The sequence below is a fragment of the Vagococcus proximus genome (assembly GCF_029143285.1).
Classification (GTDB): domain Bacteria; phylum Bacillota; class Bacilli; order Lactobacillales; family Vagococcaceae; genus Vagococcus_D; species Vagococcus_D proximus.
The window spans coordinates 52,898-78,880 of record NZ_JAPDSH010000002.1 but is presented as its reverse complement, the minus strand read 5'-3'; the positions used below and the strand labels follow the sequence as shown (position 1 = coordinate 78,880).

19 protein-coding genes are annotated in these 25,983 nt (G+C 35.5%); 8 read left to right on the top strand and 11 right to left on the bottom strand.

Annotated features, from left to right (window positions below; all coding sequences use genetic code 11):
• Positions 1-31: 31 nt before the first annotated feature.
• The 4 genes from OL233_RS02980 to OL233_RS02965 form a co-directional block, all read right to left on the bottom strand.
• Positions 32-1,453 (bottom strand): MFS transporter, encoded by a 1,422-nt coding sequence (locus OL233_RS02980; RefSeq protein ID WP_275470896.1) that lies wholly within the window; start codon positions 1,451-1,453, stop codon positions 32-34.
• A 90-nt stretch (positions 1,454-1,543) separates the two neighbouring features.
• A complete protein-coding gene (locus OL233_RS02975; protein WP_275470895.1) occupies positions 1,544-3,235 on the bottom strand; it encodes a ribonuclease J in 1,692 nt (563 codons plus the stop codon).
• 336 nt (positions 3,236-3,571) lie between these two features.
• Complete coding sequence (locus tag OL233_RS02970) at positions 3,572-5,290, bottom strand: ABC transporter ATP-binding protein (protein WP_275470894.1); 1,719 nt, start codon at positions 5,288-5,290, stop codon at positions 3,572-3,574.
• 131 nt (positions 5,291-5,421) lie between these two features.
• On the bottom strand, positions 5,422-6,930 hold the full coding sequence (locus tag OL233_RS02965) for a DUF1846 domain-containing protein (protein WP_275470893.1): 1,509 nt from the start codon (positions 6,928-6,930) through the stop codon (positions 5,422-5,424).
• Positions 6,931-7,115: 185 nt separating this feature from the next.
• On the opposite strand from OL233_RS02965, the gene pepI reads away from it, so the two are divergent.
• The 4 genes from pepI to OL233_RS02945 all read left to right on the top strand — a co-directional run bounded on the left by pepI (position 7,116) and on the right by OL233_RS02945 (position 11,853).
• Positions 7,116-8,015, top strand: a complete 900-nt coding sequence (gene pepI, locus OL233_RS02960; protein WP_275470892.1) for a proline iminopeptidase — start codon at positions 7,116-7,118, stop codon at positions 8,013-8,015.
• 182 nt (positions 8,016-8,197) lie between these two features.
• Positions 8,198-9,370, top strand: a complete 1,173-nt coding sequence (locus tag OL233_RS02955; protein ID WP_275470891.1) for a hydroxymethylglutaryl-CoA synthase — start codon at positions 8,198-8,200, stop codon at positions 9,368-9,370.
• Positions 9,371-9,387: 17 nt separating this feature from the next.
• Entirely contained in the window at positions 9,388-10,563 is a 1,176-nt protein-coding gene (locus tag OL233_RS02950; RefSeq protein WP_275470890.1) for an acetyl-CoA C-acetyltransferase, read from the top strand.
• A 9-nt stretch (positions 10,564-10,572) separates the two neighbouring features.
• Complete coding sequence (locus OL233_RS02945; RefSeq protein ID WP_275470889.1) at positions 10,573-11,853, top strand: hydroxymethylglutaryl-CoA reductase, degradative; 1,281 nt, start codon at positions 10,573-10,575, stop codon at positions 11,851-11,853.
• A gap of 35 nt (positions 11,854-11,888) precedes the next feature.
• On the opposite strand, the gene OL233_RS02940 is transcribed toward OL233_RS02945, so the two are convergent.
• The 3 genes from OL233_RS02940 to OL233_RS02930 all read right to left on the bottom strand — a co-directional run bounded on the left by OL233_RS02940 (position 11,889) and on the right by OL233_RS02930 (position 16,166).
• Positions 11,889-13,238: a glycoside hydrolase family 18 protein gene (locus OL233_RS02940; RefSeq protein WP_275470888.1), complete on the bottom strand. Its 1,350-nt coding sequence runs from the start codon at positions 13,236-13,238 to the stop codon at positions 11,889-11,891.
• 224 nt (positions 13,239-13,462) lie between these two features.
• Complete coding sequence (locus OL233_RS02935) at positions 13,463-14,980, bottom strand: peptide MFS transporter (protein ID WP_275470887.1); 1,518 nt, start codon at positions 14,978-14,980, stop codon at positions 13,463-13,465.
• 313 nt (positions 14,981-15,293) lie between these two features.
• The gene (locus OL233_RS02930; RefSeq protein ID WP_275470886.1) at positions 15,294-16,166 is read right to left on the bottom strand and encodes an SPFH domain-containing protein; all 873 of its coding nucleotides are present in this window, start codon (positions 16,164-16,166) and stop codon (positions 15,294-15,296) included.
• A gap of 157 nt (positions 16,167-16,323) precedes the next feature.
• Between OL233_RS02930 and OL233_RS02925 the strand changes: the two genes are divergently transcribed.
• Positions 16,324-17,253, top strand: a complete 930-nt coding sequence (locus tag OL233_RS02925; protein ID WP_275470885.1) for a mechanosensitive ion channel domain-containing protein — start codon at positions 16,324-16,326, stop codon at positions 17,251-17,253.
• Between the two features lie 38 nt (positions 17,254-17,291).
• Here OL233_RS02925 and adhP read toward each other — a convergent pair whose 3' ends face one another.
• The gene (gene adhP / locus OL233_RS02920; protein ID WP_275470884.1) at positions 17,292-18,305 is read right to left on the bottom strand and encodes an alcohol dehydrogenase AdhP; all 1,014 of its coding nucleotides are present in this window, start codon (positions 18,303-18,305) and stop codon (positions 17,292-17,294) included.
• A gap of 162 nt (positions 18,306-18,467) precedes the next feature.
• Between adhP and OL233_RS02915 the strand changes: the two genes are divergently transcribed.
• Complete coding sequence (locus tag OL233_RS02915; protein ID WP_275470883.1) at positions 18,468-20,027, top strand: ClC family H(+)/Cl(-) exchange transporter; 1,560 nt, start codon at positions 18,468-18,470, stop codon at positions 20,025-20,027.
• A gap of 29 nt (positions 20,028-20,056) precedes the next feature.
• Here OL233_RS02915 and OL233_RS02910 read toward each other — a convergent pair whose 3' ends face one another.
• Together OL233_RS02910 and OL233_RS02905 are read right to left on the bottom strand one after the other, a co-directional pair.
• Positions 20,057-21,094: a linear amide C-N hydrolase gene (locus OL233_RS02910; RefSeq protein WP_275470882.1), complete on the bottom strand. Its 1,038-nt coding sequence runs from the start codon at positions 21,092-21,094 to the stop codon at positions 20,057-20,059.
• A 25-nt stretch (positions 21,095-21,119) separates the two neighbouring features.
• A complete protein-coding gene (locus tag OL233_RS02905) occupies positions 21,120-21,650 on the bottom strand; it encodes a TetR/AcrR family transcriptional regulator (protein ID WP_275470881.1) in 531 nt (176 codons plus the stop codon).
• 208 nt (positions 21,651-21,858) lie between these two features.
• Between OL233_RS02905 and OL233_RS02900 the strand changes: the two genes are divergently transcribed.
• Together OL233_RS02900 and OL233_RS02895 are read left to right on the top strand one after the other, a co-directional pair.
• Complete coding sequence (locus OL233_RS02900; RefSeq protein ID WP_275470880.1) at positions 21,859-24,735, top strand: sigma-54-dependent transcriptional regulator; 2,877 nt, start codon at positions 21,859-21,861, stop codon at positions 24,733-24,735.
• Between the two features lie 17 nt (positions 24,736-24,752).
• Positions 24,753-25,250 carry a mannose/fructose/sorbose PTS transporter subunit IIB gene (locus OL233_RS02895; RefSeq protein WP_275470879.1) on the top strand — a complete coding sequence of 166 codons (498 nt, stop codon included), beginning with the start codon at positions 24,753-24,755 and terminating at the stop codon, positions 25,248-25,250.
• A 27-nt stretch (positions 25,251-25,277) separates the two neighbouring features.
• Here OL233_RS02895 and OL233_RS02890 read toward each other — a convergent pair whose 3' ends face one another.
• Positions 25,278-25,925 carry a hypothetical protein gene (locus OL233_RS02890; RefSeq protein WP_275470878.1) on the bottom strand — a complete coding sequence of 216 codons (648 nt, stop codon included), beginning with the start codon at positions 25,923-25,925 and terminating at the stop codon, positions 25,278-25,280.
• Positions 25,926-25,983 lie beyond the last annotated feature (58 nt).

The following is a 25,983-nucleotide window of genomic DNA, read 5'->3' as shown; positions in this document are numbered from 1 at the left end:
ATATCGACTATACAATCCAGCAGACAATCAGCTACGCTTCAGTTTTATTTTTAACGTAACGCCAAGCTGTCATAAAGAATGCAACTAAACAAATCGCAAATGAAACAAAATAGGTAACTCGCAAACCATATATAAAGACATCAGGGCGCTCCGTCAAATATGTCGTCACACGAGAACCGTATTTATAACTCATTGAACTATATAAAATCGTTGTTGAAACTGAAATACCTACTACCATTCCAAAGTTACGAGCAAGAGAATTCAAACTACCTGCAATCCCTAAATCCTTCACGTCAACACTACTCATAACAATCGCATTATTAGGAGCTTGGAAAAGCGCATTCCCTAAGCCCATAAGTGCTGGAATTATCGCAAAAAGTGTAAGTGGTGTTGTTTCTCCGATTAACATATAACAAAATTGTGAGAGTGTTAAAACACCTAATCCTATTAAACATAGAATCATAGGCCCTACTTTATCGGAAAGCATACCACTAATTGGCGCTATGATGACCATTACCAAAGGGAAAACCATCATCAACATACCCGCTTTACTTGGGGATAACCCTCTATTGTTTTGTAAATAAAATGGCACGATCACATTAGCAAAGAAATTACTCACAAAAATCAACGAGGCTGTTAATAAACTCATTGTAAACATCTTATTTTTGAAGATTGAAAACTTAACTAATGGATTTTCCACACGTCCTTCAATTTTTATAAACATCACCAAACTGACAAGTGATAGTACAATCAGCCCCAGCACGGAAACATGTTTAAAACCTATTTCTTGACCTATAAAAACACCACCAAAAAAGGCCATAATAAAGGTTGCAAAGGTTATAAAACCGGCTATATCGATCTTTTTGTCTGATTTTATCGATTCTTTAGGTAGATATTTTTGACCGATTAAAATTGTAATAATACCGATTGGGACATTAATCCAAAAGATGTACGACCAGTGTAGCGAATGCAAGATCATACCACCTACACCTGGACCTGTTATTGACCCTAACGAAACGAACGAGCCCATTAAACCAAGCGCTTTTCCTCGCTCACTCATAGGAAATACTTCTGTGATAATCCCTGTTCCTGTCGCCATCGTCATACTTGCTCCCACAGCTTGAACAATACGTGAAACCAGCAGCAATGTTAACGATCCCGGAATGCCACATAGTAGCGAGCCTATTACAAAAATAATAGTTCCTAATTTAAAGACTCTTACTTTTCCTTTACTGTCACCAATCTTACCGAATAATAACAGACAAGCACAGACTGTCATAAGGTAAATCGAAACAACCCACTCTGATTGATTCATCTTTACTCCTAAATCTTCTGATATCGTTGGAAGCGCCACATTAACAATGCTTCCATCTAGTGTTGACATAAATGTAAATAATCCAATCGCTGTTAAAATAATCCAGCGATGATGATAATAATTGTGTTTTTCTTCCAAGTTAACTCGCTCCCCATTCTCATTTCTTTATTTTTAAACAATAATAAAAAACCTTATTCACACATTGCTGAATAAGATTTTTTATAGCTACTATGATTGCTTTTTATTTTGATATTGACGTTGGCTTGTCTCCATAATCACTGGTAAAATAACAGGTCTACGTTTTGTTTGTTCAAATAAATAACGGCTTAATTGATCACGAATATCTTGTTTCAATTTAGCCCACTCAAAGTCGTTACTCTTAAGATTTTCAGCAATGATATCTTCTACAATAGCGGCACTCTCTTTCATCAAGTCTTTGCTTTCTTTCACATAAACAAAACCTCTTGACGTAATTTGAGGACGAGATACAATTTTTTGTTGTTTACGATTAATTGTTGTCACCGCAATGAAAATACCATCTTCTGATAAAATACGGCGATCGCGCAAGACGATATTTCCAATATCACCTACACCTAAACCATCAATCATTATATTATCCGCATCGGTTGATCCGGCCATATGCATACGACCATTAGCATATTCTAAAATGTCGCCACGTCCTGTGATGTAGATGTTTTTATAATCCATTCCTAATTCGTGAGCAAGATCAGCATGCGCTGCTAACGTTCGGTATTCCCCTTGGATTGGGATAAAGTATTTAGGTTTCATAAGATTTAACATTAATTTCAAATCATTTGGGTTAGCATGACCTGATACACGGAAGTTATCTGAAATAGATTTTACAGTTCCACCAGCACGGTAAATCATATCTTCTGTCTTCGCAACTGTTGTTTCCATTGCAATCGATGGTGTCGTTGTTAAGTAAACTAAATCGCCTTCTGAAATGTTAATTCCTCTTGTACGAGCACTTGCCATACGTTGTAAAGCTTTGATTGGTTCTCCAGTTTTACCTGTTTCAAGTACTAAAATTTCTTCAGGTTGATAGTTAGATAAATCTTTCATATCAATAATTAAGTCTTCACTTGGTAATTGGATTTTCCCAATTTTAATCGCCGTACGAACTATTTTTTCTAAATCTTCACCTGTTAGTACCACTTTTCTAAGTGAACGGTGCGCTGCATCTAAAACTTGTTGAATACGTTGAATATTGCTCGCCACACTAGCTACAATAATACGACCTTCCCAATAACGTAACGTATCGTAAACTTCCTCAGCAATTTCGCGTTCTGACGCCACTTGCATTGGATTTTCTGAATTAGTAGAATCACTTAATAGTGCTAATACACCTTCTTTACCGATTTCAGCTAAACGGGCAAAATCTGTTTGGTACATCGGAATAGCGCTGTGATCAAATTTAAAATCACCTGTGTAGACGATGTTCCCTTCTTTTGTTTTAAGTGAGATCCCAACTGAATCCGGAATAGTATGAGTTGTTCTGAAGAAGCTAACTGTTCCACCTTCAAAATCAATCTCAGTAAATTCATCAATTTCGTGGAAATCGCTAAATTTCTTAGAGCCTGGATATTCATCCACATAAATTTTTGCTAATGCAATTGTTAATTCTGTACCAAATACAGGAACATCTAAATTCTCAAGTAAGTACGGTAATGCTCCAATAGCATCCGCATGACCATGTGTTAAGAAAACACCGGCTACTTTGTCTTTGTTTTCAATTAAATAACTGAAATCCGGAATAACAATATCGATTCCTAATAAATCATTTTCTGGGTATTTTAACCCACAATCAAATACAAATATTTCTTCGTCCACTTCTACGATGTATAGATTTTTACCATTCTCTCGTACACCGCCAAGTGGGATTAGTTTGATATTACTCAAATTTTCCACCTCTTATATTTTTTCTATTTTCTGAGCACCGTCTGGATGCTTTACTAATTGATTTATTTGACCAGCTATCTTGAACTGACTTAAACAGCCACTTGCGTAACGACTATTCAGCTAAATCTAATTTGTTTCAGCTAACAGCTTTCGTTCTGTTGCAAGTAGTTTTTTTACACTCCAGTTTCAACACGTGCTAATAATCTCTAAATTAATTCACTCTATATTCTACCATAAAGAAGACAAGATTGCTTTAATATTGTCTAAGGTGTTCACTTATCTTTTCTAATAAAATAACAAGCTAAATAAAAAAAGTAGCGGGAAGTCCCGCTACTTTTACTCTTCTCTAAATTGTGCATCATACAATTTTTTATACGCTCCATTTTGAGCCATTAACTCATCATGTGGACCTTCTTCAATAATCCCTTGCTCATCAACCACAACAATACGTGTTGCATTTTGAATAGTTGCCAGTCTATGAGCAATTATTAATGTCGTTCTTCCTTCAGCTAATAAAGATAACGACTCTTGAATAACTTGTTCGGTCTCTGTATCAAGCGCCGATGTTGCTTCATCTAAAATTAAAATCGGCGGATTTTTTAAGAACATACGGGCAATGGCTACACGTTGTTTTTGCCCCCCTGATAATTTAACTCCACGTTCACCAACAATCGTTTCAATTCCTTCTGGCATATCCGCAACAACTTTCTCTAAATGGGCTAACTCAATCGATCTTCTTACCTCTTCATCAGTCGCTTTTAAATTACCATAGGCCACATTTTCACGTAACGTTCCTGGAAATAGAAAGACATCTTGCTGCACGATACCAATATTTTCCCTTAACGACTCTAAGGTCACCTCTCTAATATCTTGTTCACCGATTTTAATACTGCCGCCTGTAATGTCATAAAAACGTGGCAATAAATTACACAATGTCGTTTTACCTGCCCCACTTGGACCAACAAAAGCAATCGTTTCACCTTTTGGTATATCTAATGAGATTTCATCTAAAACTTGCGTCCCATCACTGTATGCAAAGGAAACATGATCATAAGAAATAGTCCCATTTGGATTTTCTAATAAGCCAGCATCAGTAGTGTCTTGAACAACTGACGGCGTATCAATTTCCTTAATAAAACGCTTAAATCCAGCAATTCCTTTTGGATAACTTTCAATCATATTGTTTACTTTTTCAATCGGACGAATAAAGACATTCGACAATAAGATAAACCCTACAAATTGACCGTACGTAATCTCACCACGAATAGTATAGAATGAGCCAAAAATCAAAGCAAATAGACTAATCAAACGCATTAAGAAATAATTATAGGATGAACTGACACCCATCACATTATAAAATTTAATTTTTGAACGTCTGTATAATTGATTTAATTTTTCAAAACGTTGACGCTCATAAGCTTCATTAGTAAAGGATTGAACCACACGAATTCCACTTACAGAGGCTTCAATTCCAGCATTAAACTCACCTAGATTATCGTAAATTTCAGTATTTACTTTTGTCATCTTTTTATTAAAGACTATCAAGGCAATGGTAATAAACGGTATCAGAATTGACGTCGCAATCGCTAACTTCACATGAATTTGCATCATCAATAAGAACGCACCTACTAAAGTCATAATCGTAATAAAAATATCTTCTGGCCCGTGATGTGCCACTTCTGAAATCTCAAACAAGTCTGTAGTCAGGCGACTAATTAATTTCCCTGTCTTTTGATTATCGTAATATTCAAATGATTGCTTTTGAAGATGGGCGTATAAATCCCGGCGCATATCTGTTTCAATATTAACACCTAATCTGTGGCCAAATGTAACCACAATATATTGCAGAACCGTATTAACTAAATAAAAGAATAACAGTGACAGACATGCCACCAAGATTAAACGCCAATTTTTTTGTGGCATAATTTTATCAATCACTTGATTTACCACAATTGGAAAAGCCAACTCCAACAATGCCGCTATAGTCGCACAACCAAAATCAAGAATAAATAATTTCTTGTACGGCTTATAATAACTAAAAAATCGTTTTAACATATAACACTTACCTCCCTTAAGTATTTAATTAAATCAAACTTGTGGAAGCAAGTAAAGTAAAGAGATGCTCACTCAAACACAATAAAAGGCCTCAAAGACAATTTCGTCTTTGGGGCCTTACGGTTTAAAGCTTATACATAGTATAAGTTTGATGATGGGTAATAAGGATCACATGAAACATCCATACCAAGTTTACGTAAAATTTGTTCATCATCTTTGTTTAGCATAACAGTAGAATGAGCTTGTGCACCTTCTAGCTCGCTTAATTTGTCATAGGCTAATTTTGCAGTTGGATTAGTTACGGCGCTAATTGATAAAGCAATCAATACTTCATTTGCATTAAGAGCTGTCAATTTACTATTTAAATCTTCTGTTTTTAATTTTTGAATTGTTTCAAGAATAACTGGTGATAATAAGAAGTTTTCATCAGAAATATTTGCAAGCGTCTTAAGTGAATTCAATAGTGCTGCTGAACATGAATCCATTAACTCACTCGTACGACCGGTGATAATCTCACCATTTGGTAATTCAATCGCAATCACGGCTACTTTATCATTTGAATTATCATTTTCTTTCAGTTTTTCTGCATACTCACGGGCAGGGACAACTGCTGTACGGTCTTCTTGTTTTAATAAAACTTCTTCCATGATTAATTTCATACGTTGTAACACTTCTTCATCCACAATGCCTTTTTTGAAGTCACATGCTGTAGAGAAGTAACGACGAATAATCTCTTGTTTTGATGCTTCTTGAACGACAGCATCATCTGTAATTCCAAACCCAACACGGTTAACACCCATATCTGTTGGTGATTGGAAGACTGATTCTTTTCCTGTAATTTTTTCAATAATACGTTTAATAACAGGGAAGGTCTCAATATCACGGTTGTAGTTAACCGCTACTTCTTTGTATTTTTCATAATGGAATGAATCAATCATATTCACATCTTTTAAGTCGACTGTTGCTGCTTCATACGCAATATTCAAAGGGTGTTTCAACGGTACATTCCATACTGGGAATGTTTCAAATTTTGAATAATCAGCTGAACGTCCTAGACGGCTTTCATGATACAACTGATTTAAGCATGTTGCTAATTTACCACTACCTGCACCAGGTGCTGTTACCACGACAATCGGTTTAGTTGTTTCAACGTATGTGTTTTTACCAAAGCCTTCATCACTTACGATTTTTTCAACATTTGATGGATAATCTTCAATCGCTTCATGTGTGTAAACTTTCAAGCCACGACGTTCTAATTTGTTGATGAACAACTTAGTTGACGGTTGCCCACTGTAACGTGTAATTACAACACTATTTACTGATAAGCCATATTCTGTTAACTCATCAATTGAGCGTAAAATATCCATATCATAAGTAATCCCGTAGTCACCACGAATTTTGTTACGTTCAATATCCCCAGCATAGACACAGATAATAATCTCAGCTTGGTCTTTCAAACGGTGCAACAGTTTAATCTTCGCATCTTCATCAAAACCTGGAAGAACACGTTTAGCATGTTTATCTCCGATTAGCTTACCACCAAACTCTAAATACAATTTATCGTAGTTATTCACTCTCTCTAAAATGTACTTCGTTTGCTCTTCAATATACTTCTGTGGGTCAAAACCTAATTTCTTCATTCTTCGCCCTCCGCTATCTTCTTTTCTCTCAAAATCATATTCATTTATTATAGACCAGATTCGCTATTTGACAAGCTTTTTCGCCACTTTTTTCAAAAAAAAGGCTTACAATTTAATATATTTAAACTTCCGTTTTTTTTGTGTTATTATAGTATCGAACCCCTAAAAATTAAGGAGGGCTTATCTTGAAAATTTCAGAAGGTTACATGCCTTATTTAGGTTACAAAACCTATTATCGTATTGTGGGTGATCCAAATCCAACAAAAAAACCATTAGTTTTATTACACGGAGGACCTGGTTCCTCTCATAATTACTTTGAACTATTAGACAAACTTGCCGTAGAAGATAACCGTCAACTTGTTATGTATGACCAACTCGGCTGCGGCCTTTCTGCTACACCCTCACGTCCTGATTTATGGTGCTCTAAAACGTGGATAGAAGAATTAATCGCACTTCGTGATTTTCTAAATCTTAGCGAGTGTCATATCCTAGGGCAATCATGGGGCGGTATGCTTGCTATCGAATACTTATGTGACCATACTCCAAACGGTATCCTAAGTGTGATCTTATCAAGTACATTACCTTCATCAGAACTATGGTCACAAGAACAACACCGTTTGATTAAACTCATGTCCGAAGAACACCAAGACGCAATCAAATGGGCGGAAGAAAACAACGATTTTACTCGACCGGAATACCTCCAAGCGAATGATGTTTTCATGCAACTTCATGCTGGTGATACACCTGATGAAACTTCTCCAGAACCACTTCGTCGTAAAAAAGCGAGTGGTGAAGAAGCCTACATTACAGCCTGGGGACCGAATGAATTTCATCCTAATGGCAATTTAAGTGAATGGGATTACCGAGACAAGTTAGCAACTATCACTATCCCTACTCTTGTAACAAGCGGGACAAATGACTTATCTACACCCCTTATAGCCAAAACAATGGCAGATGCCATACCTAATGCAGAGTGGACATTGTTCCCTTATAGTCGACACATGCCCTTTGTTGAAGAAAATGAAGATTACATTACATTACTAAAAACTTGGCTTAATAAAATTGAATCAAAAAAAAGCAGCTAGACATCCCCGTCTAATTGCTTTTTTATTTTTCACTTCTACCTATTGCCTAACAAATTTTAAATAAACGTTAAATTGACGTTCTTCCTTCTACTATATTTGCGTCAGTGTGTTAAAATCAATAAGGATATGTTTCACAGAGTTTACGCACTACTATAAAAATAAAATTGAAAGTTGGAACTACTATGACTATTGGTATTGATAAATTAAATTTCTTTGCACCACATCTTTACGTTGACCTAGTTGACCTTGCGACAGCTCGTGGGGTAGAACCAGCTAAATATACGATTGGGATTGGACAAGAAAAAATGGCCTTCCCACCGCTTACACAAGATACTATTTCAATGGGAGCAAATGCAGCTCTACCAATTGTCTCAAAAGAAGATGCTGAGCTTATTGATCTAGTTATCTTAGGAACAGAATCAGGAATTGATTATTCAAAAGCAGGTGCAACTGTTATTCATCAGTTGCTAGGTGTTCAACCTTTCGCTAGAGCTATTGAAATTAAACAAGCTTGTTACGGTGCAACTGCTGGACTTTTAATGGCGAAAGATTATATTCAATCTCACCCAGGAAGAAAAGCACTGGTTATTGCCTCTGACATTGCCCGCTACGGACTTGCAACAGGTGGCGAAGTGACTCAAGGAGCTGGCGCTGTTGCTATGCTTGTGAGTGATAATCCTAAAATCTTAGCGTTAGAAGACGAGTCTGTTGTCTATACTGACAACATCTTTGATTTTTGGCGCCCAGTTTACAGTGATAATGCCTTGGTTGACGGTAAATTTTCAAACGAAGCTTACATCACCTTCTTTTCAACTGTTTGGGAAGAATATAAACGTCGTACCAACCGTTGTTTAGAGGACTTCGAAGCTCTGTGTTTTCACTTGCCTTACTCTAAAATGGGTAAAAAAGCGTTACTTCCTGTTTTAGAAAACGATGGTGCAACTGATTCTGTCAAAGAAAAATTATTAACCAACTACGAGCATAGTATTTTACATACCAAAGCTATCGGAAATATTTACACAGGTTCTCTTTACTTAGGACTGTGTTCGCTACTTGACAACCAACCTAATTTAAAAGACAACCAGTTGATAGGATTATTCAGCTACGGTTCTGGTGCTGTTGGTGAATTCTTTACAGGTCGTTTAGTTCCTGGTTTCTCTGACCATTTACAAACAGAAGCACACCACAACTTATTAAATGAACGCCAAGCGTTAACTATTCCAGAATACGAAGCAGTATTTAAAGAAAAACTTCCACAAGATGGCTCTGAAATGAAACTTGATACCCAAGCAGATCCTGCTTCAATTTGTATCGAAAAGATAACAGATCATCAACGTTATTACTATAAAAAATAAACTATTGGAGGATCCTCATGAGAGAAGTCGTTATTGTTAGTGCTGTACGCACACCTATTGGAAAATTTAAAGGGGCTTTTAACAACACTTCTGCAGTCTCACTAGGTACGAGTGCAGTCAAAGAGTTACTTAGTCGCAGTCAAGTTGACCCCACATCTATTGATCAAGTTATCTTAGGAAATGTCTTACAGGCTGGTATCGGTCAAAACCCTGCTCGTCAGGTTGCGATTCATTCTGAAATCCCTACTACCACACCCGCTATGACTATAAATGAAGTCTGCGGTTCTGGATTGAAATCTGTTATCTTAGGGAAACAAGCCATCCAACTTGGTGATGCGGACACTGTTATTGTTGGAGGAATTGAAAATATGTCACTTTCTCCTCTTTTACATCAACGTCCACAAGCTGACCAGCATTTTGATGAAAGTTTACTTGTTGACTCCATGATTAGCGATGGCTTAACTGATGCTTTTAGTCACCAACATATGGGGACTACTGCTGAAGCAGTTGCCGAAAAGTATCAGATTACCCGTCAAGAACAAGATACTTATGCTAATAATTCTCAACTAAAGGCGGCAGCTTCTCGTGATGCTGGTTATTTTAAAAAAGAGATTGTCCCGGTCACATTAGCAGATGGAACTGTTATTTCAGAAGATCAAGGCATTCGCCCAACTAGTTCTGAAGAAAAATTAGCCACATTAAAACCAGCTTTTCAAAAAGACGGTACAGTAACCGCCGGTAACGCTTCAACGATTAATGACGGGGCATCTGTTCTATTACTTATGGCCAAAGATATTGCTGAAGCTAAAAACATTCCATATATGGCTACAGTTGACGCCTATTCAGAAATAGGAAATGATCCTAACTACATGGGATATGCTCCTTACTATGCCATTAAACAACTTATAACTAAAATGGATTGTAAGATTTCAGATATTGATTTATTCGAAATTAATGAAGCTTTTGCTTCTCAATCCCTTGCTATCGTAAAAGATTTAGAGTTACCTACTGAAAAAGTAAATATTAATGGTGGAGCGATTGCTCTAGGACATCCATTAGGCGCATCTGGCGCTCGAATTTTAACAACACTTCTTTATACTATGGAGCGTGAAAACAAAACGAATGGTATCGCCTCACTTTGTGTGGGTGGCGGTATTGGTTTAGCACTTGCTGTCTCACGTCCAACTAACTAAGGAGCTATCATGACATCTAACTTATCAAAATTTTATAAAAAAACAAGAGCGGAACGTTTAGCTCAACTTCATGACGAAGGCTTTTTAAGTTCAGACTCTCTTGAGTTAATCAAAGCTAATACAATTCTCGAAGAGACTGTTGCAAACAGTTTAATCGAAAATCAAATTGGGCAATTTCCACTGCCCATGGGTGTTGCCCTTAATTTTATTGTAGACGGTAAAGATATTGTTGTCCCTATGGTTGTAGAAGAACCCTCTGTTATTGCAGCATGTAGTAATGGCGCTAAATTCATGCGTCCTCTTGGTGGTTTCGAAACAACTGTCAAGGAACGCGGACTGATCGGTCAAATTATTATTAGTGATTTAGAGGATTTCGAGCAAGCTAAATCTACTATTTTAAGTCATGAACATGATATTTTTGAATTAGCTAAAGAAGCTCACCCATCAATTGTTGCACGTAGCGGTGGTCTCCTAAGTATCGAACCTCGTTTGATTAAAAATGAGTCTGGTGACATTGAATTCTTAACTATTCACCTTGTTGTAGATGTTAAAGACGCTATGGGGGCTAATATCGTTAATACACTACTAGAAGGAACAAAAAATCAAATTAATGAGTGGCTTGGTGGTAATTGTCTTATGAGTATTTTAAGTAATTACAACGATCACTCACTTGTGACAAGTGAGTGCCGCGTCTCTTTTGATGACTTAGCTACTGGAGATATGGACGGCAAAACGATTGCTCAGCGTATTGCTGCAGCAACTCGCTACGCGAAACTTGATCCTTACCGCGCCGCTACTCATAATAAAGGAATAATGAATGGAATTGATTCTGTCTTGATTGCGACAGGTAATGATACACGAGCTGTTGCAGCTGGTGCACACGCTTATGCTGCTCGTACAGGAAGCTACCAAAGTATGTCTAACTGGACGATTAACGATGATAATGAATTAGTTGGAGAATTAACCTTACCTATGCCTGTCGGCTCTGTAGGAGGTGCTATTAGCGTTCTTCCCCTTGCTAAAATCAACCAAGAGCTGCTACAACTTGATTCAGCAATAGATTTAGCTAAAGCAGTTGTCTCAGTCGGCTTAGCTCAAAACTTCTCCGCCTTAAAAGCACTCGTCAGCGAAGGTATACAACGTGGGCACATGAGTTTACATGCTAAATCACTAGCTATCCATGCTGGTGCAATAGGTGATGAGATAGACGACCTAGCCAATCGATTAAAAAATGAAAAGCAAATGAATTCAAAACTCGCAACTGAATTATTACTTAAAATTAGATCATAAAAAAAGAGTTGATGCTAAAAAGCATCAACTCTTTTTTATGTAAAGAAGATATAATAAATTCCACCAAGAATAGCAAGAACTATTAATAATATCATATACCATGGTAAGTTAATTAAAATCAAACCTGTTAATGCTATAACTAGCAGGCTGGCTCCTATTATCTTAGCAAATTTAACTGAACGTATTTTTTTCCCTTTAATTGATATATCAGGAACATATTCATTAAAACCACCTCTAAAGAATAAAACACCGACTAAAGCTAATGCTACACAAACTAAATTTGTTAGTAGTTTAACGGGTACTTTATAGATTTTGGGTGGGTTAACGGCTACTTTCCCAAAAATAACACGCCCTTTATCTAATGTCACACGTTTATCTTTTTCAATCGTATTCACAATAACATCTGTCAAACGATTTGAACTCGTTAAATCAGCATCCTGAGTTGGTGTCCAAATCATAATACCTAATGATTTTAGCTCTATTGAGGCTTCTGTTTTTTCTTTAATCGTTTTTTTATTATTAAAGTGGTACTCTGCACCATTATACGTGATTTTATCACCTTTAATCTTATCTTGAGCGATATTTAAAATACGATTATAAGTCATAACCGTTCCAATATTAGACTTAGCGTAATAAGGAACACCTGCAATTAAGTGTGACATTTTATCGCCACCCATTAACTTATTCCAATACTTTAAACTGTTCGCTTGCAAGTCTACTGGTGAATGGCTAACCTCTCCTGGAACCTGTGCATCATACGCCATTATATTTACCCAATCCGCTGTATTTAATGCTTCTGGTGTAAAATTATCTTCCCATTTCCCAGTAATATCACCAGTTGAGCCTATTCCTGAGGGAACACAGATTGATATCTTAACTTCTCTAGGACTAAGTTCTTTTTTTAATGCCTTCATAAAGCTTTCAAATTGAGCTGCTTCAGAAACATCTGGGTATTCCCAATCAATATCAATTGTATCTAATTCATATTTATCAACTAATTTGGCAATATTCTTTACAAAAGTCGCCAAATTTTCTTTTGATGTTGCTTGGACAAAGTTGTCACTTAAATTCCAACCACCAATACTAACTCCTGCTCTAACACGGTGTTTGTGTGCCTTAGTTACAAATTCTTTCAATTGTGACGCACTACCTGTATCAGAAAATTTCAGCTCTCCATTGTTTTGAGGAACCATTGAAAAAAAGTTAACATCTGTAAATTGAGTAAAATCAACTGTGTCGTCAATATGACCAACATCATAATCTGGTAAGTACCCTACTGTCTTGAACTTTGCTCGCTCAGCTTGACTCGTCTGTCCAAAACCTAAAAGACTAGTCATCGCAACAATCACAAGCAAACCAATCATTAAAATTCGATTATTCTTCATTTTTTCCCCTTAATATACAACCACGTTATCCAACCGTAGTGTTTCATAGTCTCACATTTTGAAAATGGTACTTAATTATATTTTAATATACTCTGCCTCTATTAACAACGTGTATTCGCAAAAAAGTTAGTTTAAATAAAAAAAGACATTCTTTTTATTTAAGCTTACCTTCTTACTCGTAAAGAAAAAGACGGCTCAGTTGAGAGCCGTCCTTGATTTACTGATTAGTGAATGCCACCCATCATTTTTTTAGTCCATGGTGACACTATTAAAATAATAATTCCTAAAGCAACTGCCATAATTCCTAAGAATCCAAAATACTGAGAGCTATCTAATACATTGTATAATCTAACTAACTGAGCATTTAATCCTTGAGCTGTTGCATTTGATAATAACCATAAGCTTAACATAGTTGATTCAAAAGCTTTTGGTGCTAATTTAACAGATACACTTTGACCAACTGGTGATAAACATAATTCTCCGATAACACATAAGAAGAATGATAGGATCAACCAGAATGGGTTAATTAAATCACCATCTACCATTCCTAATGTTGGAATAACCATAATTAAGAATGATGAGCCTGCAAAGAATAACCCTAATGAGAATTTCATTGCTGTTGATGGGTTATATTTACCTAATTTAGACCATAAACTTGAAATAACTGGTGCTAATAAAACGATGAAAATTGGGTTAATTGATTGGAAGAACGCTGCCGGTACTTGATAGTTAATTCCAACCACTTGGTTTAAGTCTAATTGTGTTTTTTGATCAGCAAATGATCCTAAAATACTTGATCCTTGTTCTTGGATTGACCAGAACATTACTGCTGATAAGAATAGTGGGATGTACGCTAATAAACGTTTTTTCTCCACTGCATTTGTTTTTTCACTCTTGAACATTGATGTAAAGTAAACAATTGGTAAGATTAAGCCTAAACCTGTGATAACATATGAAATATTATCAAATGTTAACATACCAACCATTTTAGCTAGTACGATTAAAGCTGCTAAAACAACTGCTCCAATAGCAAAGCCTTTTTTATATTTTGATTTTTCTGAATCTAGTAACGGGTTAGGAATATCTTTCCCAACTAACCCTAATGATTTAACGTTATACATTGCATAAACTACTAACGCAATTGCCATACCTACAGCAGCTGCTCCGAATCCCCAATGGAATCCTAATGATGTTTGTAATTGACCTACGATCATTGGTGATACTAATGCACCCATGTTAACTGACATATAAAAGATAACAAATCCTGAATCCATACGTGCGTCATTTTTATCATACAGACCACCAACAACACTTGCAATATTTGGTTTCATTAAACCTGATCCTAAAATAATAAGTGCCATAGAAATTAAGAAGAACGGAATGCTTAAATTACCGCCACCTGGTAAAGCTAATACCATATGACCAAACATGATGATAGTCGCTCCGATGAATAAGGACTTTCTAGATCCTAATACTCTATCCGCTAACCAGCCACCTAATAATGAGGTCATAAATATAAGAGCTCCATATAATGACATGATTGATTGCGCCATTTCGATTGGTAATCCTAATCCACCTTCTGTAACTGAGTAGTACATATAAAATAGCAAAATAGCACGCATGCCATAGTAACTAAATCTTTCCCAGAATTCTACAAAAAATAATATCCCAAGCCCTTTAGGCTGACCGAAGAAACCAGTCTGAGGAACACTTTGAACCATTTCTTCACGTGTATACTTCATCGACTCACTCTTTCTTAATAAATATAATAGTATTTATATGAATTTTAATACATAAAGGTTAAAAAAACAATAGTTTTCATGAGAAAAATTAAAATAAGATGAAAGAATAACTGTTTTGTTTTTCAATTACTCATAATTTTTTTCAATACGTTAACCTCTGAAACCCTTATTTAATGGGTATTAAATCCTATTAAAGCTTGTATTCCCATAAACTAATTCTTTTTTGAGAAAAACAGCTATTCTATAATTTTTAATATCATACTAATAAATAAACGTTTTTAAATGTTAGATTTTAATATAAAAGAATATTTTTCTATTCTGTCATTTGATCAGCGGAAATTGTCGGTTGCGCTCCTTTTTCACTTATAATTGCTACTAATAAATTATTCACTAAACGTAATTTTTGATCCTGAGTTAACATCATCTCTTGCTTCTCCGTCAAATGATCAATTGCTGACTGTGTTATTTCTACAGCACCTTCTACAATTAATTGACGAGCTTTAAGGATTGATTTTGCTTGTTGACGTTGTAACATCGCACTTGCAATCTCAGTAGAATAAGCTAAGTGAGTCAATCTTGCTTCTAATACTTCAACTCCTGCAACTTCTAATCGTTCCTGTAACTCTGTTGCCAATTCTTCTGATATCTCACTCACATTTCCTCTTAACGAAATTTCGTTGTCATCACCATCATAAGAATACTTTGTTGCTACATGACGAATAGCTGTCTCACTTTGAATTTCGATAAAATTAGTGTAATAATCTACTTCAAATAAAGCTTTTGCCGTATCTACAACCTTATAAACAACTACTGCTGCAATTTCGATTGGATTCCCATCTAAGTCATTGACTTTCATTTTGACACTATTAAAGTTATTTACTTTAAGCGACACTTTTGTTTTCCTTGTTAATGGGGTTGTCATAAATAACCCAGCCTGATTAATTGTCCCCACATATCTTCCAAAAAAGGTTAACACTACTGCTGTATTAGGCGAAATAATTGTTAAAGATGATGTGAATAAGGCTGCAACTAAAGCAAGGACTATTCCGACTATTACCCAAACAATATTTGTTATACCATCAGCTGATACACCTTTATAAAATGAAGTAACCGCTGCTGAAAATAGTAATATCATCACAACTAATCCTACAAACCCATTAATCGACCATGCTTTTCTTTCTATCATAACAAAACTCCTCCTCTTTACCTATCTGTACAGTATACCCTTAGTCCCTCTTATTTTTCACTTATCACGCCTTAAATAATATTCTTTGACTATTATACTTTTTATTTTTATACTTAATCAGATGTTAAAAATATTTTGAAAAGGACTTATAACTTGTATGGAACAATCAATTAGCGATTATTTTATGAATGCAACTATGAACATTGCCAAGGGTTTACAGAATCCACAAGAATACTCTACTAAATTTTCAATGATGCTCTTCATTATCATCATTGGTTTCTCTATTGAATACTTAGGTATGAAAGTATTAAAGAAAAAAATTAAAAATGTTAAGACTCTGTACCGTTGCCGTGCTATTTTAAAAAGTACCACTCGGACTATTATGATTTTAGCCACCTTAAAAACATGGATGCAAGCAATGGATACTTTTATCCTCTTATTATTCTTAGCTGCTCTATTCGTTTCTATCTATATTAAGGGCATGATTAACAATATTATCGCTTGGTTTATTATCGAAAAACGTAAACACTTTAGACTTTACGATCGAATTGAAATTGATGGTGTCAAAGGAGAAGTCATTAAAACTGGTTTTATCCACTTTACAATAGTAGAAATCAGTAACTGGTTTTCTTCTGACGCACCAACTGGACGTACTATTAAAATACCCAATAGTTACATATTTGACCATGAGGTATTTAACTATACGGAACTTAACCATTTTGTATGGAATGAAATATGCTACACGATTTCACATGATAGTAATTGGCAAAAAGGACAACAAATTTTGACAACGGCCTGTAAAAAAGAATTTTCTCGTTTAAAAAATCGTACATTTACAGACGTTACTAACATTCAAAAAGAGTTAGCTGCTATCGCACTATCTAACGGAACTACTGAACCTACTTTTAATATGGATGTGACAACTGTAGGTATTGATTTGAAAGTGAGATACCTTGTTCACTACCGTGAGGGATCAAGTACTAAAACCATTTTACATCAAGAAATTATGACAAATCTCGCCCAACAACCTGACATCCAGTTTGCGAATTTCCTAGTTGAAATGTCACCTGGGTTGAGTCAAAAATAAAAGCTGAAACTTTATAAGTTTCAGCTTTTTATTTTAACTTATTTTTTTAAATCAATGACCATACGACCTTGGATTTTACCTTGTTCCATCTCATCAAAGATTTCATTAATTTCTTCCAAACGACGCATTTGAACTTTAGGTACAACTTTTCCTTCTTTAGCAAACTCAAATGCTTCTTTAAGATCTTCACGAGTTCCTACTAATGAACCTACCAGACGAATACCATCTAATACTAGGCGAGGAATACTTAAGTCCATTGATTCTGGTGGTAAACCGACTGCGACAACTGTACCGCCAGCACGTACCGCATTTACAGCTGAGTTGAAAGCTGATTTAGCTACGGCTGTAACGACTGCAGCATGAGCACCACCATCACATAATTTAACAATTTCTTCTTCAACATTAACGTTTAGTGGGTTCATTACTAAATCAGCACCCATTTCTTTAGCAAACTCTAATTGTTTGTCATTAACGTCAACTGCAATAACTTTAGCATTGAAAACATTCTTAGCATATTGTAGGGCTAAGTTTCCAAGGCCACCTAAACCAAAGACAACTAACCATTGACCTGGTGCGATGTTTGCTTCTTTCACTGCTTTATAAGTTGTCACACCTGCACATGTCACACTACTAGCAGCTGCTGGATCTAATCCATCTGGTACTTTAACAGCATAATCTGCTGTTACAATACATTCTTCAGCCATCCCACCGTCAACTGTGTAGCCAGCATTTTTTACGTTACGACAAAGTGTTTCTTTACCACTAACACAATACTCACAATGTCCGCATCCTTCGAAAAACCAAGCAACACTGACACGATCGCCAACTTTTAAGCTTGTCACTCCTTCTGCGATTTCTTTTACAACACCAATTCCTTCATGTCCTAAAACAGTTCCCGTTACATCACCAAAATCGGCATTTTTAACGTGTAAGTCTGTATGACATACACCACAATATTCCATATCTACTAACGCTTCACCATGCTTAATGGGGCGTAATACTTTATCCTCAACTGATACTTTATGATCTTTCGTTACGACTGCTGCTTTCATATAAATAACCTCCCACTTGAATATATGTGAATTATATCACGTAGTTTTTTGTTTGTATACACTTTTTTGTGAAATGAAACACAAAAATTCTCTTTGACATTTAACCTATTAGGACTATCATAGTAGTTGAGAGTTTTTCTAGTCAAAAAGGAGAGTCAGCAATTGAAAGTCACTGAACACAAGTCATACGTTACTACTTATTTCGATCGTTCTAAAATTTACTTTATTGGAAAAGGAATATTAGTCGGATTACTCGCTGGTTTAGGAGTCAGCCTATTTCGAGTCGCCATTGAGGAACTATTTACTTTAGTAAAAAAAGCCTATTATCTCATGGCAATAGACCCTATTCTTATTATCCCTTGGATTATCATCTCACTATTTTTATGCCTAATCCTTGGGTACGCCATCAAATCAGAACCTTACATAAAAGGAAGTGGTATTCCACAAGTTGAAGGTCAAATTGCGGGTGTTCTCTCTATTAATTGGTTTTCAGTTTTATGGAAAAAATTTCTAGCAGGTGTTCTAGCTATTTCATCTGGTTTATTTCTAGGACGTGAAGGTCCTTCTATCCAATTAGGGGCTTCTATCGGTCAAGGTGTCAACTACGCTTTAAAAGGCAATACCATGTCAAAAAAAGTATTATTAGCCAGTGGTTCAGGTGCAGGTCTAGCAGCTGCTTTTAATGCACCATTCGCCGGTTTACTATTTGTTTTGGAAGAAATACAACACAACTTTTCACCCATTGTTTTACTGACAACTTTATCAGCAACCACTACTGCTAACTTTGTTTCTCTACACTTTTTCGGGTTAACACCCATTTTATCATTCGGTCAAATTGAACGTTTACCACTTAGCCATTATGGTTTACTTTTATTATTTGGTATATTACTAGGTTTAGCTGGTGTTTTATATTCTAAAGCTCTTTTGTGGATGCCTACGTTCTATGGCGCGTTAAAAAAAATACCTGCTCATTACTATAGTATCATTCCACTACTATTAGTCATTCCTATTGGGTTGATGTGGCCTAATTTACTTGGAGGGGGTAGCGACACCATCTTTTTAGTTGCTCAAAATAACCTAACCTTCTTAGTTTTGATTGGAATTGTAAGTTTGCGTTTCGTTTTTTCAATGATTTCCTATGGGTCTGGTTTACCTGGTGGTATTTTCTTACCTATACTGTCCCTTGGAGCGGTATTAGGAACCTTATTTGCAACAGCTATTTTCCCTATCTTTTCTATAGATATGTCATTTAAACTAAACTTTTTAGTCCTAGGTATGGCGGGCTTATTCTCAGCCATTGGTAAAGCACCACTTACTGCTTGTATCTTAATTACTGAAATGGTTGGCGACTTTAAGCAACTGATGACTATCGCAGTTGTCTCTCTAGTTGCCTATCTCGTATCAGACTTGCTTGGAACTGAACCTATCTATGAAGCACTACTTTCTCGTATGATTCCGACTCAAGAAACTGACATTTCTGGTTCAAAAGAAATCATTGAATTGTCAATTCACACGGGGAGTTATCTCGATGGCTCTATGATCAAAGAAGCCAAATGGCCTAAAGACTGTTTAGTTGCAAGTATCACACGTGGTGGAAAAGAAATTATTCCCAGAGGTGATACCCTGCTTTTAGCAGGTGATACTTTAAATATCCTCACGCATGAAAATAATGTTGGCTACATCAAAGAGAGATTAGCGCCACAACTACATGATTTGGCATAAAAAAGAGTCCCCTTTTCGGGAACTCTTTTTTAATTTAAATCAAAATGATAGATTTTATCATAATTCCTACCAATGACAATATCCATGTTACGTTGTGTGTTGTTGTAAACCGCACTCCACTGTGTCGCATCTTTCTTTTCTTCTTTATCTGTACTTACAGATTGAAGTAAATCCATTGAATCATCACGTGTCAGTTCGCCTTTTTTATCTTTAAGAGTTGTCATGATTTTTTTATACCTATCTTGACCTTTCCCTTTGTTAAACTTCTCACCTGGTGTTAAGTAGAAATTCGTTGCACCAAAGTAGTTGTCCTCTGGTTCAAGAACTGACATTTTATTGTTAATATATTCTACAATCACGCTCTTACCTGTTGCATCGGTAATTTGATAATGATAACATGCATTGGCTGAATCGTGCATGTCGTAGTTTTTTAACAACTTTACAGCTTCATCTACTGAAGCTGCTTTGTCTAGGATTAAACGAATAGCCGTTGTACTTGTAATATCTACTTTTTCAGTTGTTTGATTCGTTGGCTTGTCATGTAATAATAAAACACCCACTGCTACACCTTTTTCATTGATACCATCTAAAGGAATATAAGGAGCTGCTAGACTAAACAATCGATCGCTCATGTTATCCAATGCATTTTTACCGTAACCTAAAAATTCTAGGTTAACCATTGATAAACTCTTGAATCCATTTTTAGGCGCTGTCTTAACAATAACAGATGGCGAATAGCCTAAGTCAAAGTTACGACCAAAGTTAGGTTCACCCTTTTCATTCACTGTATTAAAGGTACTACACCCTAGGTTTGGAATATCAATGCTTAATGGTATTCCTTTTAATAACTGTTTAGATACAAACTTTACTAACTCAGTATCGTTTGTTACCCCTTTTTCTAAAAACTTATCAAAACCATAATCGGCTTTGTACTCCATTTGGTAAAAACCATAATCGTCTATTTTTTTCACATTATAAAGAGTTGCTATTTCACCTCTAAATAAAATAACTATGCCTGCAACTACCAGTACTATAATTCCTAAAATAATTGAAATAATCTTCTTCATCTTACTGTTCCCTTCAGTTCCCTTTTTATTGAATCAATGTATGTAATCTTTCGACAACGTTTAATGTCTCTTGTTTTCCTAATGGCGCCACGTCAAACCACATCGCATGGTATAACCCTTGCATCGTCAATCTAACAATAGTGCCATTTATTGGGTCAATCCCATCATTTTCAACACGCATTTGAATCTTTTCATAATCAGATTGAACTTTTTCTATCAGTTGATTATCAATCATCATATTCGCTCTAACAGCAACATTTAATTTCATGCCACTGTTCATATCTTCTATCAACGAATCAACTAACGCCCTCGTCCATCTGCCTGCTTCTTCTGATTGCTCTGCCTTGTCAATCAATCCTGCTGTAAACTCTTCATGGATAGCCAGAGCAAGTGCAGCTAGCAAACTCTCTTTAGTCGGAAAATAATAAAGTAAGCCACCCTTACTCACCTCAGCTTTTTTTGCTACCATTTCTAAAGAAAAATCTCCACCACGTTCATTTATCAGTGATTCGGTCGCATCAAATATACGTTGTTTTTTAATCTCTGTTTTCTTCATCAGTCCACTCCTCCTTAAAAACCGTCCAGACGTCTTTTTTATTCTGACAATATTGGTGTTATTTGTCAACACTTATTAACCATGATAGTATACTATTTTAACAATACACTATATAATACACTTGTATACACCTTGCTAAACCAACGTTATCATATGAGATTATTATATTTCTTAATATTTTTTGAATACTATATAAAAGGAGCCACTTATGAGACGAATTGACCGTATTTATCAACATGTTCTAAAGCAAACACAACATTTAACACCTGATCAACTCCATCTTGGTTATGGCTTAACTACTAAAGTAATATCAGAAGCTCTAGGCATTCAAAGAACTAATACAAGTAAGGATTTAAATGAGCTTGTACGTCAAGGTCGATTAGGAAAAATAGAGGGTCGACCTGTCAAATACGTTGACATAGGTGTTTTACGCCATCAGCCATTCTCTAAACCTGTTACTAGCTATTTGCAAGATAAAAATGAAATGAGTGAAACCAATACTCAGATAAACACTACTCTACCTTCTAGAAATACGCCGTCATCTCGCGATATTTTCAGTCAAATGATTGGCGTAACAGGCAGTATGAAAAATTCTGTTGAACAAGCAAAAGCAGCTATTCTCTATCCTCCCAAAGGTCTTAACTGTCTGATTACAGGTCCTACTGGATCAGGGAAAACTTATTTTGCTCACGCTATTTTTCGGTTTGCAAAGTTAAATAAACTCATTCCTGAAGATAAAGACCTCATTGTCTTTAACTGTGCAGACTACGCTCATAATCCTGAACTATTGATGTCCCATCTATTTGGATATGCTGCCGGGGCATTTACAGGTGCAACCAAAGATAAAAATGGGATTATTCATGAAGCGGATGGAAGTATTCTGTTTCTAGATGAAGTTCATCGTTTACCTCCTGAAGGACAAGAAATGGTCTTTTATTTTCTCGATCACGGTACCTATTCACGTCTAGGTGAATCTGGTAAAACCCATAAAGCTGATGTAAGAGTTATATGTGCTACGACCGAAAATCCGACCTCAGCTTTGCTTAATACCTTTGTTAGACGAATTCCAATTGTTATTCAACTACCTAATTTTGAAGATAGGCCAGCTAAGGAAAAAGTAGATTTATTACGCACAATGACATCCATAGAAGCGTCACGTATCAAACGAAAAATTTCATTATCAGAAGATGTTGTCAAGGCGTTAATTGGAAGTGTCTCTTACGGTAATGTTGGACAACTAAAATCAAATGTACAACTGGTAACCGCTCGTGCCTTTTTAAACCAAATGGAACAAGATGAGTTGCACATTGAACTAGAAGAACTTACAGAGAATATCAAAGATGGCATGCTACAACTTGCTAACAACCGTGATTCGCTTAATGAACTATCCAAAGTCTTGGAACCTGTTATGGTTGTCTCACCTAACGAACCAGCGGTTGCTATTCAATCAGATTCTTATGAGCTCCCTTACAACCTTTATGAAATAATCGGTGACAAGGCTACTCTTTTAGAACATGATGGTTTAGACAAAGAAGCCATTACTCATTTTATTAAAACCGATATCAACGTCCACTTGAAATCATTTTATAAAAATCATGGGTTTACATTCGACAGTGACAACAAGCTCGTTGAATTGGTTGATAAGCGTGTCCTAGAACTTACAAAACAAATTTACCGATTTGCGCAAGAGCAACTTGGCTACCATTTCCAATCTAATTTTATTTATGCAGTTAGCTTACACCTAAGCTCATTTATTAAACGTAGTCATTCGGGAAAAGAACGTGATTATACTGTCAATGAAAACATAAAAACCATGGTACTTGACCATCCAGACGAATTTAAAGTTGCTAAAGAAATAAAAGCTTTAATAGAAGACGAATTTAAGCAAGGTTTACCTGAGTCTGAGGTGTTTTATTTAGCCGTTCTTTTAATTTCATTAAAAGAAAATAAAATGATTGGGCGAATAGGTATTGTTGTCGCTGCACACGGAAAAAGTACTGCAACCAGCATGGTACAAGTTGTCACTCAACTTCTTAATGTCGATAATTTACGTGCGGTTGATATGCCATTGGAAATGGCACCTTCTGAAGCCTTAACCGCCATTATTACCGCCGTAAAAGAGGTAAATGAAGGTAACGGTGTCCTTTTACTCGTTGACATGGGTTCGCTTGCAACTTTTTCTGAAGAAATTATGCGTCAAACCTCTATACCTATTAAAACAGTAGATATGGTTTCCACACCTATTGTTTTAGAGACCGCTCGCAAAACAGCGCTCATTGACACTAGATTAGATGATTTATATGATTCATTAAAGAAATTTCAAGGCTATGATATGAGTTACAGCCATCCCTCATCTTCAACACCTAAAGAAAAAGCGATTATTGCTATCTGTGCCTCAGGTATTGGAACGGCAGAACGTATGAAAGAGTTAATAGAATCCACTGTATCAGAAGAAAACAGAACACAGCTGCGTGTTATTCCTATATCTATTGCTGATGTTCAATCAAACATAAGTACTATACAAGAGAACTATGATGTGATTGCATCTACAGGGATTACAGATCCTAAACTCGCTGTCCCATTCATTTCAATGGAGAATTTCTTTATTGGAGAGACCAGCGTCATTATTGAAAAATTATTAAATAAATCAGACTACCAGACTGTAACCTTATCAGAAAATCAAGCAAAACTTGCCTGTGAAACTTATATGTCAGATAGCTTTAGTTTTATTAATCCAACTAAATTAATTGAGCCGCTATGGACCTTTTCAAAACAGTTAAGTACTCTTTTGCCTGACTCTGACAACTTACATCACTTTAGAATTAATCTCGTTATGCATACAGCTGGAGCTATTCAACGTGTTATGACTCAAGATACATTGACATTGACAACTAGCCAAGAACACGAGATGAATCAACTGCCACATGCTGAAGAAATAACGAAAGCAATCGATAAATTAGAATCTATACTTCATCTTAAGCTCCCTACTGAAGAACGTTATTTTATCAATCAAATCGTATTAAATGAATTGACAAAAGACTTAACAGATGTACATACAACCACTAATGATGATATCGAATTTTAAACAAAAAGGAGAACCTTATGAGTATGACCATTAGCTTAGCCAGAATTGATGATCGACTTATCCATGGGCAAGTTGCAACAGTTTGGACAAAAGCATTCAACATAAATCGTATCATCGTTGTAAGTGATACTGTTGCTTATGACCACTTAAGAAAACAATTACTTATTCAAGCTGCACCACCAGGCGTTAAAGTAAATGTTATTACTGTCAAAAAAATGATTGATATTTTTCCTGATAATCGATTTAATGACATTAAAGCCATGCTGTTATTTACTAATCCCCATGATGTTAAACGACTCGTCAGTGGTGGTATTTTTTTCGATACTATTAACATAGGTGGCATGAGTTTTTCTCATGGTAAAAAAATGATTACTAATGCTGTAGCTGTTGATCAAAAGGACATTGACACGTTTAAATATTTAGCAAATGAAGGCATTGAGTTAGAGATTAGGAAGGTCGTAGCTGATAGTAAAGTTAATCTTATTTCTCTCTTAGAAAAAGAAAAATTATTGTAAAAAAAGACACCCTTCGAAGGTGTCTTTTTATATAGCTTTTAAAAATTTGATAATTGGTTGGAATAGCTTCACTAGAAAATAGCAATAAAAAGGAATTGCTGAAAACAGGGCTATAAGAGGTAGTCTCAAAAAGAAAAAAACTAATATAATTGTCATCGCAAAAAATATAAACGTTTCCTTTAATTTCAGAAAAACTAATTTACTTGCCGTTTTAAATAAGCTAATCAAGTCCCAATAAAAATAAGTTTGTAAGGTAAACAAGTACGGTATGACTAATGCAATAAAAAAATACCAACTTAATACGATAAAACTCATCCAACTAATTGCTGGTACTGTATTCAATGTTGAAATGAGATAGGGTAAAATTGAAAATAATAAACTAATAATCAAACCACAAGTAATTTCAGATTTTGTTACTTTTACATATCTAGAAAAGAAACCTTTAAAAGTTAATTCTTCCCCTTTTTCACTTAAATTTCTCATACTTGTCATCATAGCTAATATTGCAAAATATAAACAACTATTACTTATAAACATAAGGCTAACTGTTTGAAAAAATGAACGACCTGCTCCAAAGTATAATAATCCAAACGGAATCACTGCGATAAATGTTATTAATCCAATTTTTATAAATGACCATAACTTATAAAAGTAATAGTATAACCCCTTATTCATTATCATCTCTGACACCTTTCCAATTTATAAATGACATGTGGGTAGTCATACCACATGT

Excerpts from the sequence above, each read along its gene's own strand:
- OL233_RS02970 (WP_275470894.1), bottom strand. The coding sequence starts at position 5,290 with ATGTTAAAACGATTTTTTAGTTATTATAAGCCGTACAAGAAATTATTT.
- OL233_RS02965 (WP_275470893.1), bottom strand. The coding sequence starts at position 6,930 with ATGAAGAAATTAGGTTTTGACCCACAGAAGTATATTGAAGAGCAAACG.
- OL233_RS02955 (WP_275470891.1), top strand. The coding sequence starts at position 8,198 with ATGACTATTGGTATTGATAAATTAAATTTCTTTGCACCACATCTTTAC.
- OL233_RS02950 (WP_275470890.1), top strand. The coding sequence starts at position 9,388 with ATGAGAGAAGTCGTTATTGTTAGTGCTGTACGCACACCTATTGGAAAA.
- OL233_RS02945 (WP_275470889.1), top strand. The coding sequence starts at position 10,573 with ATGACATCTAACTTATCAAAATTTTATAAAAAAACAAGAGCGGAACGT.
- OL233_RS02940 (WP_275470888.1), bottom strand. The coding sequence starts at position 13,238 with ATGAAGAATAATCGAATTTTAATGATTGGTTTGCTTGTGATTGTTGCG.
- OL233_RS02935 (WP_275470887.1), bottom strand. The coding sequence starts at position 14,980 with ATGAAGTATACACGTGAAGAAATGGTTCAAAGTGTTCCTCAGACTGGT.
- OL233_RS02930 (WP_275470886.1), bottom strand. The coding sequence starts at position 16,166 with ATGATAGAAAGAAAAGCATGGTCGATTAATGGGTTTGTAGGATTAGTT.
- OL233_RS02925 (WP_275470885.1), top strand. The coding sequence starts at position 16,324 with ATGGAACAATCAATTAGCGATTATTTTATGAATGCAACTATGAACATT.
- adhP (WP_275470884.1), bottom strand. The coding sequence starts at position 18,305 with ATGAAAGCAGCAGTCGTAACGAAAGATCATAAAGTATCAGTTGAGGAT.
- OL233_RS02910 (WP_275470882.1), bottom strand. The coding sequence starts at position 21,094 with ATGAAGAAGATTATTTCAATTATTTTAGGAATTATAGTACTGGTAGTT.
- OL233_RS02905 (WP_275470881.1), bottom strand. The coding sequence starts at position 21,650 with ATGAAGAAAACAGAGATTAAAAAACAACGTATATTTGATGCGACCGAA.
- OL233_RS02900 (WP_275470880.1), top strand. The coding sequence starts at position 21,859 with ATGAGACGAATTGACCGTATTTATCAACATGTTCTAAAGCAAACACAA.
- OL233_RS02895 (WP_275470879.1), top strand. The coding sequence starts at position 24,753 with ATGAGTATGACCATTAGCTTAGCCAGAATTGATGATCGACTTATCCAT.
- OL233_RS02890 (WP_275470878.1), bottom strand. The coding sequence starts at position 25,925 with ATGAATAAGGGGTTATACTATTACTTTTATAAGTTATGGTCATTTATA.